The organism is Streptomyces sp. PL-29 (assembly GCF_058344425.1).
The window spans coordinates 835,168-853,687 of sequence record NZ_CP136996.1 but is presented as its reverse complement, the minus strand read 5'-3'; the positions used below and the strand labels follow the sequence as shown (position 1 = coordinate 853,687).

Annotated in this window: 11 protein-coding genes; 6 read left to right on the top strand and 5 right to left on the bottom strand. The window is 74.9% G+C overall.

Annotated features, from left to right (window positions below; genetic code table 11):
* Nucleotides 1-2,250: an MMPL family transporter gene (locus tag R4Z63_RS03825; RefSeq protein ID WP_384455118.1), complete on the bottom strand. Its 2,250-nt coding sequence runs from the start codon at nucleotides 2,248-2,250 to the stop codon at nucleotides 1-3.
* A 418-nt stretch (nucleotides 2,251-2,668) separates the two neighbouring features.
* Between R4Z63_RS03825 and R4Z63_RS03820 the strand changes: the two genes are divergently transcribed.
* From R4Z63_RS03820 to R4Z63_RS03810, 3 genes are all read left to right on the top strand, one after another.
* Nucleotides 2,669-3,796, top strand: a complete 1,128-nt coding sequence (locus tag R4Z63_RS03820; RefSeq protein ID WP_384455121.1) for a sensor histidine kinase — start codon at nucleotides 2,669-2,671, stop codon at nucleotides 3,794-3,796.
* Entirely contained in the window at nucleotides 3,784-4,476 is a 693-nt protein-coding gene (locus R4Z63_RS03815; protein ID WP_384455123.1) for a response regulator, read from the top strand. The genes R4Z63_RS03820 and R4Z63_RS03815 overlap by 13 nt, the downstream gene beginning before the upstream one ends.
* Before the next feature lie 105 nt (nucleotides 4,477-4,581).
* The gene (locus R4Z63_RS03810; RefSeq protein ID WP_384455126.1) at nucleotides 4,582-7,569 is read left to right on the top strand and encodes a helix-turn-helix transcriptional regulator; all 2,988 of its coding nucleotides are present in this window, start codon (nucleotides 4,582-4,584) and stop codon (nucleotides 7,567-7,569) included.
* Nucleotides 7,570-7,575: 6 nt separating this feature from the next.
* On the opposite strand, the gene R4Z63_RS03805 is transcribed toward R4Z63_RS03810, so the two are convergent.
* The gene (locus R4Z63_RS03805; protein ID WP_384455129.1) at nucleotides 7,576-10,104 is read right to left on the bottom strand and encodes a class III lanthionine synthetase LanKC N-terminal domain-containing protein; all 2,529 of its coding nucleotides are present in this window, start codon (nucleotides 10,102-10,104) and stop codon (nucleotides 7,576-7,578) included.
* A gap of 476 nt (nucleotides 10,105-10,580) precedes the next feature.
* On the opposite strand from R4Z63_RS03805, the gene R4Z63_RS03800 reads away from it, so the two are divergent.
* On the top strand, nucleotides 10,581-11,567 hold the full coding sequence (locus R4Z63_RS03800) for a serine/threonine-protein kinase (protein WP_384455131.1): 987 nt from the start codon (nucleotides 10,581-10,583) through the stop codon (nucleotides 11,565-11,567).
* Between the two features lie 69 nt (nucleotides 11,568-11,636).
* On the opposite strand, the gene R4Z63_RS03795 is transcribed toward R4Z63_RS03800, so the two are convergent.
* Nucleotides 11,637-14,078, bottom strand: coding sequence for a SpoIIE family protein phosphatase (locus R4Z63_RS03795; protein WP_384455134.1), 2,442 nt, complete (start codon nucleotides 14,076-14,078; stop codon nucleotides 11,637-11,639).
* 371 nt (nucleotides 14,079-14,449) lie between these two features.
* Between R4Z63_RS03795 and R4Z63_RS03790 the strand changes: the two genes are divergently transcribed.
* Nucleotides 14,450-14,695 carry a hypothetical protein gene (locus tag R4Z63_RS03790; protein ID WP_384455137.1) on the top strand — a complete coding sequence of 82 codons (246 nt, stop codon included), beginning with the start codon at nucleotides 14,450-14,452 and terminating at the stop codon, nucleotides 14,693-14,695.
* Between the two features lie 60 nt (nucleotides 14,696-14,755).
* Here the strand turns inward: R4Z63_RS03790 and R4Z63_RS03785 are convergent, their stop codons facing one another.
* On the bottom strand, nucleotides 14,756-15,976 hold the full coding sequence (locus R4Z63_RS03785; RefSeq protein ID WP_386504970.1) for an NAD(P)/FAD-dependent oxidoreductase: 1,221 nt from the start codon (nucleotides 15,974-15,976) through the stop codon (nucleotides 14,756-14,758).
* A gap of 136 nt (nucleotides 15,977-16,112) precedes the next feature.
* Entirely contained in the window at nucleotides 16,113-17,198 is a 1,086-nt protein-coding gene (locus R4Z63_RS03780) for a DUF5937 family protein (RefSeq protein WP_384456548.1), read from the bottom strand.
* 100 nt (nucleotides 17,199-17,298) lie between these two features.
* Between R4Z63_RS03780 and R4Z63_RS03775 the strand changes: the two genes are divergently transcribed.
* Nucleotides 17,299-18,516, top strand: coding sequence for an MFS transporter (locus R4Z63_RS03775; protein WP_384456545.1), 1,218 nt, complete (start codon nucleotides 17,299-17,301; stop codon nucleotides 18,514-18,516).
* The last annotated feature ends 4 nt before the right edge of the window (nucleotides 18,517-18,520 follow it).

The window sequence follows — 18,520 nt, the reverse complement described above, 5'->3', positions numbered from 1 at the left end:
TCACCGTGTGGGAAGGGGGCCGGCGGCGTCGGCCGTGCCGGCTTCGGGTGCGGGGAGGCTCTGGAGTCCTCCGGCCGGCAGGGTGTGGGAGTGGCCCTCGATGTCGAGTTCGGGCAGGAACCGGTCGAGGCGGCGGGGCAGCCACCAGCCGCGGTCCCCGAGCAGCGCCATGGTGGTGGGGACCAGCAGGCCGCGCACGACGGTGACGTCGAGGGCCACGGCCGCGGCCAGTCCGGTGCCGAACATCTTCACCACGGGGTCGTCCGAGAGCAGGTACGCGAGGAACACACTCACCATGATCAGGGCGGCGGAGGTGATGATCCGACCGGTCGAGGCGAGGCCCCCGACGACCGCCTGCCGGCTGTCGCCGCCCACCAGCCACTTCTCGCGCACCGAGGTCAGCAGGAACACCTCGTAGTCCATGGAGAGTCCGAACAGGACGGCGAACATCACCAGCGGTACGTAACCAGGTACGGGCACCGGCCCTTCCAGGCCGATGAGCCGCGCGCCCCAGCCCCACTGGAACACCGCGGTGAGCACCCCGTACGCGGCGGCCACCGACAGCAGGTTCAGCACGGCGGCCTTCAGCGCGAGGAGCGGTGAGCGGAAGGCGGCCAGCAGCAGCAGTCCCGCCACGAGCACCACGGTACCGATCACGGCGGGCAGCCGGTCCGCGAGGCGGTCGTTGAGATCGGTCACCACCGCGGCGACGCCGCCGACGTGCGCGCTCCCCGCGCCGTCGGCGGTGGCTGCGGGCAGGGTGTCCGTGCGCAGGGTGGCGACCAGGCGGGCGGTCGCCGGGTCGCCCGGGGCGGTGGCGGGCGTGACCTGCCAGCGGACGGTGCGGCCGTCCGCGGTGAGCTGTGCCGGGCTGACCGAGGCCACGCCGGGGGTGGCGGCCAGGGCGGCGGAGACCTCGGCGATACGGGCGTCCTGCGGCCCCGCGGCGGGCGCCGTCAGGGTGTCGACGATTTGGAGGGGGCCGTTGACGCCGGGGCCGAACGCGTCCGAGAGCTGCTCGTAGGCAGTGCGGCTGGCCGAGCCGATGGGCTTGTCCCCGGCATCGAGCTGACCGAAGGACAACTGGCTGGCCGGGGCGGCGAGCAGCAGGAGCAGGGTGAGGCCGGCGAGCAGGTGACGCCAGGGGCGAGCCGTGACGCGCTCGGCGATGCGCTGCCAGCCGCGGCCCGTGGCTGCCGGCGGGTCCGTCCCGTCGTGCGCGATGGCTCCCTCCTCCCGGGCGGCGCCGAGGAACCGGGCCAGCAGGCTCAGCAGGGCGGGCAGCAGGGTGAGGGTGGCGGCCACGGCGGCCAGCACCGCGATCGCCGGGGCCAGCGCCAGGGCACGCAGCAGCGGCAGCCCACCCAGCGCGAGCCCGGCCAGCGCCGCGATCACCGCGCATCCGGCGAACGCGGAGGCCTTCCCGGCGGTGGCGGTCGCCAGGGCGGCGGCCTCGGCGGCCGGCACGTCCCGGCCGCGCAACTCCCGGAACCGGGTGAGGCAGAACAGTGTGTAGTCGATCCCGACGCCCAGGCCGATCATCGCGGCGATGGTGGTGGCGGACGACGGCATGTCCATGAGGTGTCCGGCCAGGCCGATGGCGGTCAGCGAGGCGATCAGCCCGGTGACGCCGATGACCAGGGGAAGCCCGGCCGCCGCCGCCTTCCGGAAGCCCGCGAAGAGGATCACGGCGGCGGCCGCGAGTCCGATGAGCTCGCTGTGCCCGGTGTCCGGCCGGTCGACGGCGGCCGCGAGGTCGCCGCCCGGGGTGACCTCGATGCCGGCCGCTGCGGCCGGCCCGGCGGCGCCGGTGATCCGCTCGGAGAGTTCGGCGGTGATGTCGCGACCGGTCACGTCGAGCCCGACGGAGAGGTAGGCCGTGTGCCCGTCCGCGCTCATCGCGGCGGTACCGGCCCGCTCGTACGGCGAGATCACGCTCACGACGTGCGGCACCTCGGCGATGGCCCGGGCGCTGCGCTCGACGGCGTTCCGGGCGCTCTCGCCGGTGAGGGCGGGGCCGTCGGGTCCGGTGCGCAGGACGAGCGGCTGGTTGCCGGAGGCGGGGCCTGGGAAGGCAGTCGCCGCCGTGTCGAGGGCGGCCTGACTGTCGCTGCCCGGGATGGTCACCGCCTCGCTGGTCACGCGGCCGTAGGCGGTGAGGCCGCCGCCGAGCACGAGGAGCAGCAGCAGCCAGGCCCCGATCACCCGTTTCGGCCGACGGGCGCACCAGCGCCCCATCGTCAGGAACATCCGGGCCCTCCGTGACTCGATGGCAACATATTGCACTCGCTGTGCAGCTTTACGCTTGCACTTGAGGTGCGGGAATGTCAATCGGGGGAGGGGAGGGGGCAGGACGGTCTCTTCGACGGTCCCGTCCGGCGGCTTCCCGCCCGGCCCGGCGCTGCCCGGCGCTGCCTGGCCATCCGCGGCGGGCGGTGACGTTCGAATCGGCCTCGGTCGGCCGCCGGCCGTCCGGGACCCGCCTTCCTGGTGTGCACCCGCTCGGGCAAAATGCCTGGTGTCACTGGCAATTACGGGCTTCGCGGCACATCCGTCCCCCACGGCACACCCCCGGGACACCGCGCCGCCCACGGCTTGGGGAGGAGTGGTCCTGGCGTTGCGGTCCTTACAGATACGCCGCATACGAGCACTGCGCGCAACGACCTCCGTGAGGTCGGGGACGGACCGGGCCCAGTCCTTCCTGATCGTGGCCACCCTGCTCTACCGGGCCAGCCACCTCACCGTCGCGGTCATGGCCGTTGCCCACCGCCCGTGGCACCTCCCCCTCCAACACCTCGGCCTTGCCGCGGCGTTGGGCCTGAGCGCACTCACCTACGGCACCGCTCTGCGCCGCGGCCGGTTCGACCGGCGGCACATCTGGGCCGACGTCATCGTGACCGGATGCGTCCTGCCCCTGGCCCTGTGCGCCTGGGGAGGCGTGCGCGAACCCCCCACCATCGCCTGGGCGATGCTGCTCGGCGGATCGGCGAGCGCCACCGCGGCCATCGCCCTGGACCGCCTCCACGCCGTCGTCGTGGTGGGGCTCCTCGTAGTGACCCACTTCATCGGCTACCAGGCCGTAGGCGCGACTCCCGCCGTCGTCGTCGGCCACCTCAACTCGCTGGTGTCCTCTGCCGTGATGACGTACGCCTTCCGCTGGTACCTGCTCCGCCAGGGCCGCCTCGTGGACGAGGCCAACGCCCGCGCGCTGACCGCGGAAGCACACCGGGCCCGCTACGCCGAACGCCTCGAACACCACCGGGCCCTGCACGACACGGTCCTTGCCACCCTGACCACCCTGGCGGCCGGTACCGTCGACGCCAACGCCCCCGAGGTGCGGCAGCGGTGCGCCCGCGAGGCCGCCTACCTGCGCCGCCTGATCCAGCAGACCGCCGACGAGACGCCGCACCGGGAGATCGGCGCAGCCCTGGAGGAGGCGGTCGGATCCGTGGAGAGCCTCGGACTGCGGGTCACCGCCCAGTACCACGCCCTGCCGCAGGTACCGCCCGAGGTCGCCGCCGCACTGGGCCACGCCGTACGGGAAGCCCTCAACAACGTGCGCAGGCACGCCGGAACCGGCCACGCGTACCTCACCGCCACCGGCGACCCGGACGGAAAGGGCGGAGCGGTCGTCACCGTCGTCGACCGGGGACCCGGATTCGACCCGGCCCGGTGCGAGCCGGGCCTCGGCCTGCGCGGCTCCGTCCACGGCCGGATGACCGAGGCGGGCGGCCGTGCCACCGTGGACACCGCCCCCGGCGAGGGAGTGCGCGTGGAGCTCAGATGGCCGGGGTGATCACGGTCGCGGTCGTCGACGACGACCGGATGCTCCGCGACGGACTGCGGGCCTGGCTCGGCGACGTGCCGGACCTGCGACTCGTCGCGACCGCCGGCACCGTCGGCGAACTCCTCGCGGACCGGAATCCGTACCACCCCGACGGCACGGACGGCCCCCACGCCCCCGACGGCGCGGCCGGACCCCCGGCCGACGTCGTCCTCCTCGACCTCGTCCTGCGGGACGGCTCGGACCCCGCCGACAACATCCGCAGGGTGCTGCGCACCGGCAGCCGCGTCCTCATGATCAGCACGGTGCCGGACCGCTCCCGGATCATCGAGGCGATCCGGGCCGGCGCCGACGGGTACCTGACCAAGGACCACGACCTGCCGACCCTGGTGGCCGCCGTGAGGGACCTCGCGGAGGGCAGGGGCACCCCTTCCATGGAACTCGCCTTCGCCTGTGCGTACGACGACAGCCCCGCCCGCCCGCGGCTCTCGCCCCGGGAGCGGCAGATCCTGCTCGACTACGCGTCCGGCATGACCCTGAAGTCCGCCGCCCGGCGCGCGGGCATCACCGTCCACACGGCCAAGGACTACCTGGACCGCGTCAAGGCCAAGTACCAGCAGGCCGGCCGCCCCACCTACACCAAGCTCGACCTCGCCCTGCGGGTACGGGAGGACAGCCTGGAGGGGGGCTGACCCCGGCGCAAGCCCCCCAAACGGACGGCTACAGGGGGCAAGCGGCACCCCCGTACCGTCGAACCGGCGGTGCCCCGGACGGCCCGCCGGGAAGGGGACGAGCCGGTGACCGCACTCTGGCCGGCACGGCCTGCAGGGCCTGCCGAAGACCGTACCGCCACGGGCCGTGTCGGCGGCCCGCACCGGGGGCGGGGGCGACTGATCGGGCGCACGGCCGAGACCGCGCGGATCGCGGACGCGCTGGCCGCCGCCCGCTCCGGGCGGGGCGGAGCCCTCTTCATCACCGGCGAACCCGGAGTCGGCAAGACCCGACTGGCCACCGAAGCCCTCGCCGCGGCTGCCGCGACCGACATGATCACCCTGCGCGGGCGGGCCAGTACCGTCGGCCCGCCCGTCCCCTACCGGCCGCTCGTCGAGGCGCTGCTCCTGCTCGCACGCGCCGGCCTGCTGCCCGATCCCGGGGAATCGGGCGCCCACTGCCCCGTCCTGGCCCGCCTGCTGAGCGACACTCCGGAGACCGGGACCGGCGGGCACGCGGCCGTCTCGCACATCGCGGTGGCCGAAACGGTGTTGCGGCTGCTCGCCGCCGTCGGCCGGGAGCGGGGCTGCCTGCTTGTCCTCGACGACCTGCACGATGCCGACGCCGGGACCCTGGCCGTCGTCGAATACCTCCTCGACAACATCGGCCAGCAGCCGGCCGTGCTCCTGCTCGTCGTGGGCGGCACCCCCCGCGCCGCCGCCGAGCTGGCCGTGCGGGCACGCCAGCGGGAAGCGGCGGAGATCCTCGACCTGAAGCCGCTGACCCGCCCCGAAGTCCGCCTCCTCGTCGCGGCCGAACTGGGCGTCGCACCGGTGGAGGTCTGCCCCGGCCTCCTCCACCGTGCGGTGACCGACAGCGCCGGAATCCCCTTCGTCGTCAAGGAGCTCGTGCACGACCACGCCGCCCGCCCCGCCGACCGCGGTGAGCGGGCCCCGTCCGTACCCGCCGCCGTCGCCGACGACGTCAGGCGCCGTACCGAAGCGCTCGGGCCGCTCGGCACGCGGTTCCTGGGCACGGCAGCCCTGTTCGGCCGGCGCTTCCCCCTGCCGGTACTGGAGCACGCGCTGGGCGTCGACCACACCGCCCTGTCCGAGGTCCTGCGCGCCGCCCTCGCCGCGTGCCTGATCACGCCGGACGGGCCGGGCACCCGGTGGTACGCCTTCCGCTCCCCGCTGGCGGCCGAGGCGCTCCTCGACGGTCTCGGGCCGGGCGAACGCGCCCGGCACGCGCGCCGCGCCGCCCGCGCCCTCGCCCACCTGCACCCGGGACTTCCCGGAGTCTGGCGGGCTCACGCCGCCCGGCTGCACGAGCACGCCGGCGAAGACCTCGAAGCCGCCCGCCTGTACGGCGAAGCGGCGCAGCGGGCGATGGAAGAGGTCGCCCTGGAGCGGACCGCGGAGCAGCTGCCACTGGAGCGGGCCCTGGAACTGCTCACCAGGGCCCACGCCCTCCTCGAACCGGCCGCCGCCCCCGCGCTGCACGCCACGGTGCTGGAGCTGCTGCTGGACGCGGCCGCCCACTCGGCCCACCTCGACCGGTTACCCCGCCCGCCCGCCGTCGAGCAGGGCGTCCCCGCCGCGCGGCGGGCCGGGATCCACGCCCGGCTCGGCACCATCGCCACCCTCACCGGCCGCCCCGCCGAGGCCCTCCGCCACCTCGACACGGCCCGCTCGCTCCTCACCGGCCATCCCGCGGACGGCCACACCGCCTTCGTCGACCTCGCCGCCGCCCACGCCGAGCTGGGCAGGCTCGACCCCGACCGGCTGCACACCGCGGCCCGGCTCGCCCGCCGGGCGGTGGACGCCGCCCGCGGCGCAGACCGGCCCGACGTGGTGTGCAGAGCCCTGCTGCTGCTCGGACAGCTGGCCCGGCACGAGGACGAGACCGCGGCGACGGCCCACTTCGAGCGGGCCCGCGCGATCGCCCTCGCGCACCGGCTCCCCGTACCGCGCAGCGAGGCCGAGGTGCAGCTGGCGATCACGGCGGCGGGCCACGACCACCGGCCGACCCGCCTGGAGCAGGCCGGCCGGGAAGCCCACCGCCGGGGCCTGCTGCCGCTGGCCCTTGAGGCCGGCTCGGCGCTCGCCCTGGAGCGGATCCGGCGGTGCGCCTTCGACGAGGCTCGCGACGGGATCATCGAAGCGGCGGCCGAGGCGTCCGGGCCCGGACTGGGCCGGTCCCTGGCGATGCTCCGGCTCGCCGACGCCGTACGGTACGCCCACCAGGGACGCCGCGCCGAGATGCACGGGGCGCTGGAACGCCTGGAGCCGCTCCTCGACGCCGCGCCCGGCCTGCGCGCCCTGTCGTACGGAACGGCCCGGGCCTTCTGCTCACTGCTGGAGGAGCGGCACGACGCCGCGGAGGCGGAGCTCGCACAGGCGCTCGCCCACGACGCCGAGAACCCGGCCGCCGGAGACTTCGGCCGGCACGGCATCATCGTGCTGCTCGGCGTCCTGGCCGGACGGATCGGCCGCCGGCACTGCCCCGGGATCGCGGAGGCTGCCACCGGCGGCAGCCGCTGGAACCGCCAGTTCGCGGGCCTCGCCCACGCCGTGCTGCTCGGCCGCGAAGGCCACCGCGAGCGGGCCACGGCCGTCGCGGCCGAGGCACTGGCGGCGGCCGCCCCGTACCCCATGGCCCGCTGCCTGGGCATGCGGCTGGTGGCCCGGTCGGCGTACGAGGACGGCTGGGGCGCGCCGGTCCAGTGGCTGCGCGAGGCCGAGGAGTACTTCCACGGCGCCGGCCTCCATCCGGTGGCCGGCGCCGCCCGGGCCCTGCTGCGCGGGATGGGCGCGTCGGTCCGGCAACGGCGCACGGGCACCGAGCAGGTGCCACCGGACCTGCGCAGGTCCGGCATCACCGTCCGCGAGTTCGAGGTGGCCCGGCTGGTCGCCGAACGGATCAGCAACAAGGACATCGCCGGCCGGCTGCACATCTCCCTGCGGACGGTCGAGAAGCACGTGGCGAACGTCCTCCACAAGACCGGCCACCCGAACCGGCGGGCCTTCGCCAGCGCCGCCCGCGACCCCGGCGGGGTCCTGTCGGCAACGTAGTGCGCGTCACGGCGGGCCGACCTCGTCCAGCAGGAAGTCCGCCGGGCCACCGGAGCCGGCGCGGTGGAGCACCCGCAGCACACCGGCCGAGCCGGTCAGGTAGTCGGTGGAGCAGCGCTGCAGGCCCTCACCGGGCACCCCCAGCAGCGGACGCCCGTCCGCGTCGCGCAGACCGAAGCGCGCCGCGGGCTCGAAGAGAAAGACCCGCCGGACGAAGTCGAGCTGCCGCAGCGCGGTGTCGCGGTACGCGGGGTCGCCGGTGAACTCCGCCGCGTCCAGCAGCGTGTCGGCGATCCCGCACATCCCGGTCGCGTACCCCGGCCGCGCCCAGCACCGCAGGTCCAGGCTCCGCAGGACGTCACGGGCCGCGGTCAGGTCCCCGTAGCGCAGCAGCACCTTCGCCAGGCCCGCCGAACCCGCCTCGACGGACGGTCCCGTGCCCCCGTCCCCGCCGCCCGCCGCGGTGCGGGCCATCTCCCAGGCGAGTGCCTCCCGACCCAGTTCCAGGTGGTGCTCCTCGCCCGAGATCTGGTGCATCCGCAGGAGGAACATGGCGACGCCCGCCTGCCCGGAACCGAGCCCCGCCAGCGGCCCCCGGGCGCAGGCCCCGGTCAGCCAGTAGGCCTGGTCCTCGTCACGCCGCGCGGTGTCGTGCAGCGCACGGGCGCAGCGCTGGGCCGCGGCGAGGTCGTGCGGGTCGCGGCCGCGCAGGAAGAAGTGCAGGTTCGTCATGCCCACTCCGGCGAGGCCGTGGTGGAACGTGTGGTCGCGCTTCGCCACCGCGCGCCGGTTGGCCCGGTCGAGCAGCTCCCGGGCCGGTGCCGCGAGCCCGAGGGCGTCGGCCGCCCAGGCGATGCCGGCCAGGCCGTTCATGAGGCCGTCCGGGTACCGGGCCGGGTCGATCTCCGCGAGCTCGGCACGCAGCCGGTCGCGCCATTCGGGCCGGACGGGCACGCCGGAGGCGTGGAGCGCCCACAGGACGCCGCTCGCGCCGGACCCGAGACCGAGCGGGTTCGTGACGTGGGCGAAGGGGTCCACGGGGAAGAAGGTGTCCCGGCGGGTGTCCGCGGCGGCCCGGATGAACGCGGCCACCGCGGCTTCCGCCCCGCCCGGCTCCGGCCGTTCCCCGGCCGCCGGGCGCGGCGGCGCGGCCGGCCCGACGCGGCCGGGCAGCCCCGCCTCGTCCTCCAGCACGTCGAGCAGGCCGACCAGGCCGATCCGACCCCGGGCCAGGTCCACCAGCAAACGGTGCACCCGTTCCGGCCAGCCCAGGCCCTCCGTGACGAGGGTCCGGTACAGGTCCAGGACGTCCTCGCGCAGGTCGGACATGGCCGTGATCGGCAGGATCAGCCCGGCCATGACCCGGGCCAGCGCGTACCGGTCCCCGGCCTCGGTCGCGGGGCCACTGCCGGGGGTGCCGACGGGATCATGGCCGGGCCCGGTCCCGCCGCCGGGCAGCCGGCAGGTCTCCAGGCCGAGGACGCGCACCTCGTAGCTGTCCGGGTCGACGAGGACGTCCGAGGCGGTGAAGCCGCCGAGGACCACGCCGCGATCGTGCGCCGCCCGGACCGCGCGCGCAAGCCCGCGCAGGACGGTCAGGAAGATCCGCAGGTACGCTCGTGACTGCTCGGGGCCGGAGCCCGGCCGCGTGAGCGGGTTGCGTGCGAGCAGCAGCGGGCCGAGGCCGGTGCCTTCGACGAACTCCATCGCGATGTAGTGGTGTTCGCCGTGCTGGAACGTGGCGACGGGAGCAGGGAAGGAGCCCGCGCCGGCCAGCAGGTTCAGGAACATCCACTCGCGGCCGAGGAGGTCGACGGCGTCGTCGCGGGCCTCCTTGAGCAGTACCTTCCGGTCGTCGTCCGCGGTGTCCTCGGCGGTGTGGACGCCGCCGTCGTGCGAGGACCGGATCGTGTCGGTCAGCCGGAAGCGTCCCCCGAGCAGGCCGTCCCCCGCGTCCTCGTCGGCCGGCTTCCAGTCGTCGAACGGCCAGGACGCCCGGTCGGGTGCGGGGGGCTGCCGGCGCCCGAGGACATCGACGGTGCGGGGCGCGTGGAAGGGGCCGTAGCGCAGGTACAGCGCCTTGCTGTCCCGGTAGCGCACGTCCGACGGGACGGACGGGCCCTCCGCCCCGTCCAGGAGGCGGGCCAGGCCGGCCAAGCAGCTCCTGAACTCCACCACGCCGTGCGGGTAGACGGTGGCGAGCGGGCCTCCGCCCCGCATCGCGAAGACGGTGGGGTCGAGGGCGATCTCGAAGTCGGTGCCGAGGGCCGTCAGATGCCCGATCACCGATGCGGCGATCTCGCGCACCTGCCGCCGGCCCGCCGAGATGTGAATCTTCCAGCCCTGGTCGGGCGGGGCCGGGTCGTGCCGGTGGCTCCACCGGTTGCCGCGCCGGACGAAGCGCGCCCGGGTCGCCGCGTCGAATCCGGACAGGAAGTGGTCGGGGTCCGGCTCGTGGAAGACGTCGAGAGGGTCGAAGAACAGCGTGTCGCTCCAGGTGAAGAGGGAGCGGTCGACCCATCGTTCGTTGCGCATCTCTGCTGTCAGCCTCTGTGATCGTCCGAGGGGCCGCCACCGGCAGCAGCCGGTGGGAACGACAGGATCCGGGCCGGGGTACGGGGGAGCACCCCCGCCCGGATCCGTCGGGTCAGTTCAGGTATCCCGGGCCGCGCTGCGTCCTGCGGGCCTCCGTGTTCTGGGGCTTGAGTACGCTCACCCGGTTCACCTCCTAGAAAGGTCGAATGCGCGGGACGCGCGGCTGGAGTAGGACTGGCGCCGGCCGATCGGCACCCCCGACTCAACGCCATCCGCGCCACCCGCGCATGGGCGCCGGACCCGCATATTCCCCGCCCGCACCACCCAGCCACCGGCCGCTCTGGCATCGCGTGAATGGTGGTGGTCCATCCCCTTCCGGCATGACCCATGGCGTGGTAGGGGAGGCGCCTTCGGTTTCCCGCCGGGCGTCCGGTGGGACCACTGACTAGAATTCCTGCTGAGGAAGGGGGCGCCTGATGGGCGCGGACCTGAGCCAGTACACCGGCCGGCCCTCCGGGCTGGTCGGGCAGCAGATCGCCGGATACAAGATCGAGCGCATGATCGGCCGGGGTGGCATGGCCGTCGTCTACTGCGCCAGGGACCTGCGGCTGGACCGCACGGTCGCGATCAAGCTGATCGCCCCGGAGCGGGCGCGGGACGACACCTTCCGGCGCCGCTTCACCCACGAGTCGAGGGTGGCCGCGTCGATCGAGCACCCGCACATCGTGCCGATCTTCGAGGCCGGCGAGACCGACGGCGTCCTCTACATCGCCATGCGCTTCGTGCCCGGCCTGGACCTGCGGGGGCTGCTCGACCGGGAGGGTCCGCTGCCCGTCCCGACCGCCCTGCGGATCGCCGCCCAGGTGGCGTCCGCCCTGGACGCCGCCCACGACCACGAACTGGTGCACCGGGACGTCAAACCCGGCAACATCCTGGTCGCGGCGGGGCCCGACCGGGACCATCCGGAGCACATCTACCTCACCGACTTCGGCCTGACGAAGAAGTCCCTGTCGCTGAGCGGGTTCACCACGGCGGGGGAGTTCGTCGGCACGCTCGACTACATGGCGCCCGAGCAGATCGCCGGTCGGCCGGTGGACGGCAGGTGCGACCTCTACAGCCTGGCCTGCGTCGTCTACGAGACCCTGGCCGGCGGGCCGCCCTTCGTCCGCGAGGAGGACGCGGCCCTGCTGTGGGCGCACCAGTACGACGCCCCGCCGCCCCTGACCGAGCGGCGGCCCGACATCGCACCCGCCGCAGACGAGGTCTTCGCCAGGGCCCTGGCGAAGATTCCCGAGGACCGGTACGGCTCCTGCCTGGAGTTCGTGGCGGCCCTGCGGGCCGCCACCGAGCACGGCCCCCGCACCGAGCAGCGGCCCCGGCGCAGCCAGGAGCGGACGGCGCCGCCTCCCGACCCCCCGGAGTGGGCACTGCCCGTCTTCCGCGTCCCGCCCGGACCGCAGTAGGGCTGTCCGGGCGGGATCGGGTGGGCCCGTCACCCACGGCCCCCAGAAGCCCCAGAAGCCCCAGAAGCCTCAGAAACCGAGGAGCGACTGCTCGGCCCAGATCGTCTTGCCGACGGCCGCGTGCCGGGTGCCCCAGCGCTGGGCGAGCTGCGCCACCAGCAGCAGACCGCGCCCGCCCTCGTCGAAGGTGCGGGCCCGCCGCATGTGCGGGGCGGTGCTGCTCGCGTCGGAGACCTCGCAGATCAGCGTGTCCTTCTCGTGGATCAGCCGTAGCTGGATGGGCGGCTCGCCGTACCGGATGGCATTGGTGACCAGCTCGCTGACCAGGAGCTCGGTGACGAACGAGGCATCCTCCAGCCCCCACGCTGTCAGCTGGTCGGTGGTCCGCCGACGGGCCCGGGAGACGTCGGAGGGATCGGAGGCCAGGTCCCACACCACGACCTTGTCGGCGTGCAGGGCCCGGGTCCGTGCGACGAGCAGGGCCACGTCGTCGTCGGGGCGGTGTGTCAGCAGGGCCGTCAGAACCCGGTCGCAGACCGTGTCCAGGGTGGAGGCGGGCTGGGCGAGCGCGGCGAACATGGTGTCCAGCGCCTCGTCGAGGTCCCGCTCGCGGGGCTGGAGCAGCCCGTCGGTGTAGAGGGTCAGCACGCTGCCTTCGGGAAGGTCGACGTCCAGTGTCTCGAAGGGCAGGCCGCCCAGGCCCAGCGGTGGACCGGCCGGGACGTCGAGGAGGTACACGGAACCCTCCGGGGAGACCACCGCCGGCGGCGGGTGCCCGGCCCGGGCCAGCGTGCAGTGCCGGGTCACCGGGTCGTAGACCACGTACAGGCAGGTCGTACCGATGCCCCCGGCGCTCTCGTCGACGGCCTCCCGGCCGCCCTCGTCCGCGGACAGATGGATGATCAGGTCGTCGAGGTGGGTGAGCAACTCGTCCGGCGGCAGATCCACGTCGGCCAGCGTGCGCACCGCGGTGCGCAACCGGCCCATCGTCGCGGAGGCACGGATGCCGTGGCCGACGACATCGCCCACGACGAGGGCCACCCGGGCGCCGGACAGCGGGATCACGTCGAACCAGTCGCCGCCCACGCCCGCCTCGGTACCGGCCGGCAGGTAGCGGGAGGCCGTCTCCAGCGCCGGGTGGTCGGGCAGTGCCTGGGGGAGCAGGCTGCGCTGCAGCGTCATGGTGCTGGTGTGCTCCCGGGCGGACCGGTGGGCGGTGTGGATGCTCGCCGCCGCCCGGCCCGCGAGATCCTCGGCCAGTGACAGGTCCTGTGGCAGGAAGGGACCCCGGCCGCGGCGGCGGCCGAACACGGCGACGCCGAGGCCGACGCCGCCGGCGTGCATCGGCACCACCATCACCGAGTGGGCCCCATGCGCGCCCAGCCAGGCCGCCGCGGGGTCCTGCGCCATCCACTGGGCGACCGCCGGGGCCGTCGTCGCGTAGACGGCCCCGCGGCCCGAGGCCAGGCATTGGGCGGGCGGCGACAGCGGCGGGTGGACAGCCGTCTCGCCGACCGCCACCCGCCCCTCGGAACTCCCCTCGACGGCCGAGCGCACGGCCGTACGGCACACGGTGACCGGACCCTGCTGCGGGCCGGAGGCCTGGCCGTCCCCCCGCGGCAGGGGATCGAGCAGGTCGACGACCGCGAAGTCGGCGAGCCGGGGCACGGCCACGTCCGCGAGCTCCTGCGCGGTGCGGGTGCTGTCCCCGCTGGTCCCGATGCGCGCGCCGGCGGCGTCCGGCAGGAACATCTGCTGCGTCTCGACCTCGGCCCCGGTCCGGTCGTGCGCGGCGAGGCACACGGCGCGCACCCGGCCGCCCGGATCCCGCAGCGGTGCCACCGAGGTCGCCCAGCCGTGCTCCGCGCTGACGCCCGTGGTGCGCACGAACGCCTCCATGTGCTGCGGCTCCCCGGTCTCCAGAGCCAGACGCATCCTGCGCTCGGTCTCCTCGCTCACCGGGTCCGGGGCGATCTCCGGCAGGCGCAGCCCGGCCATCTCGGACTCCGTGAGGGACAGCGTGCGCTCCATGCCCGCGTTCGCCCGCACCAGTCGCAGGTCGGCGTCGAAGACCGCCAGAAAGCAGGGGGACTGGGAGAACGACCACGCGTGCAGCGGATCACCCCACGAGGAGCCGTCACCGTCCCGCCGGCCCTCCACCGCGGAGACCACGTACCACTGGGTGGCGCCGCCGGTGGAGGTCCGGCGGTGCGCGAGCAGCCCCTGTTCCAGGCGGCCGCCGTCCCGGTGCCGTAGGGCCACCGTGCCACTCCACCGCTCCTGCTCGGCCGGGATCCGGCGGGCCGCGTCGCCGACGGGATCGGCCAGCAGGAACCCGGCGGATCGCCCCACCACCTCGGCGGACGCGTAACCGAGCAGCCGGGCGGCACCTTCGCCCCACTCGGTGACGACGCCCTGCTCGTCGACGGCGGCCGTCGCCGTGTACGCAGGCCCCCGGGCGGCACCGGTCCGCCGCGGGCGCTCACCGGGGGAGGTGGGAAGTTGCTCCATCGCCGCTCATCTCGCCCTCGCTCGATCCGTCGCTGCCGTCCCACGGGACCTGCACGGCCAGGGGCCCCACTGACAAGCATCATCCGGCGGGCCAGGGAGCACCAACGCAAGGCTGCCGGGCGGGCCGCCCGGCCCGGCCGGCCCGCGCGAGACGGCCCCGAGGCTGATGATTCCGGCCTTCCGGCAGGTGTCAGAGGCCGGGAGAGGCGGCCCCGATCCGGTGCGGCGGGCAGGGTAACGAGACCGGATCCGAGCGTCAAGCCACGTCTTTGCGTGCCGTGACTGCGATCCGCGCGCCGGGTGTATTGGACGTACGCCTTCACGGGACCACCCGAAGGCCTCTGCATCGGACGGAGAAACGGAGAAACGTCGTGTCCGAGTATTCCTGGATCCGTGGTGTCGTGCTGGCCGCAGTTTCCGTGGCGCTGATCGGAAGCGGAATCGGCCTGCTGGCGACCTCGCTGGCCGACCCCGCCGCCGTCCCGCGTCCGGCCGTCCTGTTGCTGCCGCAGGACGGCGCGGGCGCCGTGCACACGGGCTATTCCACCGTGACCGTGAAGAAACCGGGGCCCGAGGAACGGCTCACGGCGGACCGGGAGGCCCAGCCCGGAAGGTGAGCGCCCCGATCGGCCCGCCACGGGTGTGCGGCGCGCCGCCCCGAGCCCGGGACCGGGCAGTCACCGGACCGGTTGCGTCGGCCGCTGGGCGCCCGTGCCGGTGGATCGGGCGGGACCGGCCGCGAGGAGCTCCTGGCGGCCGGTCCCGCCCGAGACGCGGTGGAGGCGGTACGAGCCGGGCTCGCGCGCCTCGCCGGCCAGGTGCTTGACGATGCCCCGGCAGACGAACTCCTTCAGCTTCGCACCGGGGCGGCCGGCGACGTGGAACGGGACGGCGACATCGTTCCGGCGGGCGAACTGGAAGATTCCCGCGCGGCGCCCAAGGCTGATGCACTGACCCGCGAACACCGCGTTCAGGGGTGCGGGCCGCTCGCCCGCGATCCGGCTGAGCACCGTGTCGGCCGCCCGCGCGCCCAGCGGTATCGCGGCCTGGCAGCTCATCCGCAGGGGCAGGTCCGAGGGGGCCGCCGAGTCGCCGGCCGCGACGATGCGGTCGTCGTCCACGCTGGTCAGCGTCTCGTCCGTGAGGAGCCGGCCCACCGCGTCGGTGCTCAGCCCGCTGCGTACGGCCAGGTCCGGCACACCGAAGCCGGCCGTCCAGACGGTGACGTCGCTGGGCAGTTCGCGGCCGTCGGCCAGACGTATGCGGTCGCGGGTCACGGCCGTCACCCTGCCGCCGGGCCCTTCGACGACGCCGACGCCGAGCGCGGCCAGCCGCCGGGCGACCGAGCGGCGGCCCCGGGCATGCAGGTACGGGCCCAGTACGCCGCCGCAGACCAGGGTCACCTTCCGTCCCTGCTCGGCCAGTTCGGCGGCGGTCTCGATTCCGCTCGGCCCCGCCCCGACCACCGTCACCGCCGCCGTAGCGGGCGCCGCCGTGAGGACCGGCCGCAGCCGCCGCGCCTCCTCCAAAGTGCTGACCGGGTAGGAGAACTCCGCGGCCCCCGGCACCCCCGGGTCGGCGCTGCCGCTGCCCACGGCGTAGACCAGGTAGTCGTAGGCGGCCGTGCCGCCGGAGGCCAGTGTCACACGGCGCGCGGCCGCGTCGATGCCCGTCACGCTGTCGACCAGCAGGCGGACGTCCGGGCCCAGTACGTCCGCGTACTGCACGACCGCGTCGTCGGAGCCGCCGGCCAGCTGGTGCAGGCGGATCCGCTCCACGAAGGCCGGACGCGGGTTGACCAGCGTCACGCTCACGCCGGTGCGCTGCGTCAGGCGGTTGGCGGCCATGACGCCCGCGTATCCGCCGCCGATCACGACGACTGCGGTGTTCTCGGTCATGGTGGGCTCCCCGTTCTCTCGGTTGTCGGCTTCCGGACACAGGACACCGGTGGCCCGTCCGCTGTGACAGGCAGGGCCGCGTGACCTGCGCCACGCCTTCCGCGCCACCGCCGGCGCCCACTCGCCCCGCTGCGGCTCAGCGCAGCACGGCCGCCAGGAGATCGGCGCCCAGCGACGTCAGGTCGGGCAGGCTGAGGGTGTAGCGGACGTAGCGACCGCGCCGCCGGGCCGTGAGCAGGCCGGCCCGGCGCAGGACGGCGAGGTGCCGGGACACCTCCGGCGGTGAGAGCTCCCAGGCGTGGGCCAGTTCGCGGGTGGTGTGCGGGCCGCGGGCGAGGGTGCGCAGCAGCCGCAGCCGTACCGGATGCGAGAGCGCCTCCAGCCGGAAGGAGACCGTCTCCAGCGACACCGGCTCCGGGGGTTCCGGCTCCGCCACCGGGTACTGCACCACCGGCTGCCAGCCGGGCGCGTGCACCACCGCCAGGTGCGGCCCGCCGAAGACGCTGGGTATGAAGGTGACCGCGCGGCCGTGGGCGGAGGTCGCCTTGTCGGGCAGCTTGTCCAGGACGATGCAGTCGCCGTCCGGAGCCAGCGAGACCGCGCCGGAGACCGCCGCGAGCGCCGCTTCCACGCCCTGTCGCCTGAGCAGGTCGTTCTTCACCCGCAGGTCGGTGGCGAGCCGTACCGCGACGTCCGCCCAGGCGGCGTCGAAGAAGACCTCGGCGCACTGTTCGAGGGTGTCGCGCAGGCTCGCCCGTACGGTGGCCGGGTCCGCGAGCAGCCGTGCCGCGAAGGCCTCCTGCCGTACGCCGCGGGCCTGAGCCAGGTCCAGGGCGCGCTCCCGCGCCGTCCGGTCGTTCAACGGTGAAGGCGCCCCGAAGCGGACCCGGTTGTTGCCGCACGTGGTGACGAGGGCCGCTGTCACGTACCTCTCGTCGTCGATCAGGTCCACGTCGTCCAGCTCCTGGGCGAGGGTCGGCCGGGGGCGGGCAGGGAGCAGGAAGTCGGCTTGTGAGGAACGCCAGAGGAAGTCCGCCTCGCGCAGCCGCTCGGAAAGCTCCGCCGGCATCCCGGCCCGTACCTCCCCGGCCAGGCCGGCGAGCTGCGGATGGTGCCCCGGCTCGGTCAGCACGTGCAGCATCGCGGTCAGCTCGGCCAGCGGGGAGGCGGCGAACCGCAGCCGTTCGGACGGCAGGCCGCCGATGTCGATCCTCAAGGTCACCGGCCCAAGCATCGCCGATCGCACGGGCGGTCGCGCCACCGGGTTGACGATGTACGTCAACCCGCGCGGCCGGGGTGCCGGCCGAACGCAGGGTGAGGCCATGGAACCCATCACCAAGATCCGCCCCCGTGCCCTGGTCCGGGCCTCCGGAGGCCCCCGTTACGCCGTCGCCCTGATCGTGGACGCGCTCGGTACCGGCATGCTGCGGCCGTTCCTGTTGCTGTACGGGGTGATGGTGCTGCGGCTGTCCGGTCCGGCGACCGGTGTCGCCATGACGGCCGGCATCGTCGTCGGCCTGGCGTGCATGCCCGCCGTGGGCCGATGGCTGGACCGGGGCGCCCGCAGTACGGTCGTGGCGGCGGCGATGCTGGTGCGGGCGCTGGGCGTGGCGCTGCTGCTGGCCACCGCGGCCGGGCAGGTCTGGCTGTTCGCGGTGGCGGCGCTCCTCCTCGGCGTCGGCAACCAGGCATGGCCGGCTGCCCATGCGGCGCTGGTCGCCACGGTCGCCCGCGGTCGGGAGCGCGACACCGCTCTTGCGGCGGGCCGTGCCCTGCGCAACGCGGGCCTGGGCGTGGGCGCGCTCCTCGCCGCGGCGTGCCTGACGGGCGGTGCGACGGCCCTCCGGACGATGGCGGCCGCCACCGGGATCGCCTACCTCACCGCGGCCGCCCTGGCCTGGTCGGTCCGCCTGTCTGCACGTCCGGCCGCCGCACCTGCCGATGGCGCGGCGGAGGGCCAGGCGCCCCGGATGGGCGGGCTGGCGGCCGCGAACGTGGTCTACGTCTTCTGCCTCAACGTCCCCGAGATCGCGGTCCCCCTGGTGCTGGTGACCCAACTGCACGCCTCCGCGGTGTGGTCGGCGGCCGTCTTCGTGGCCAACACGGTGCTCGTGGTCACCCTTCAGGTACCGGTCACCGTGTGGATGTCCCGGTTTCCCCGGCGGACCGTGCTGGCCCTCGCCGGCGTGGTGCTCGCCGTCTCCTACCTCGGGTTCCTCGCGGCCGCCTCGCTGGGCGGCGGCTGGGGCGCCCCGGCCGTCGCCGCGGTGTCCGTCGTCTGCACCCTCGGCGAGATCATCTACGCCGGCAGTGCCACCGCGCTGGTCACCGCGCTCGCCCCGGCACACGCCCTCGGGCGCGTCCTCGCCCGCTTCGAGCTTTCCACGGGCTTCGGCCTCGCCGTCTCCCCGGCGGTCATCACCGCTCTCGCGCCCCGAGGCCCCGCCGCCCTCTGGGGCAGCCTCGCCGGTGCCACCCTGCTCGCGGCCTCGGCGGTCGCCGCGGGGAAGGACCGCGCCGGACACCTCGGCCGGAGCTGACGGC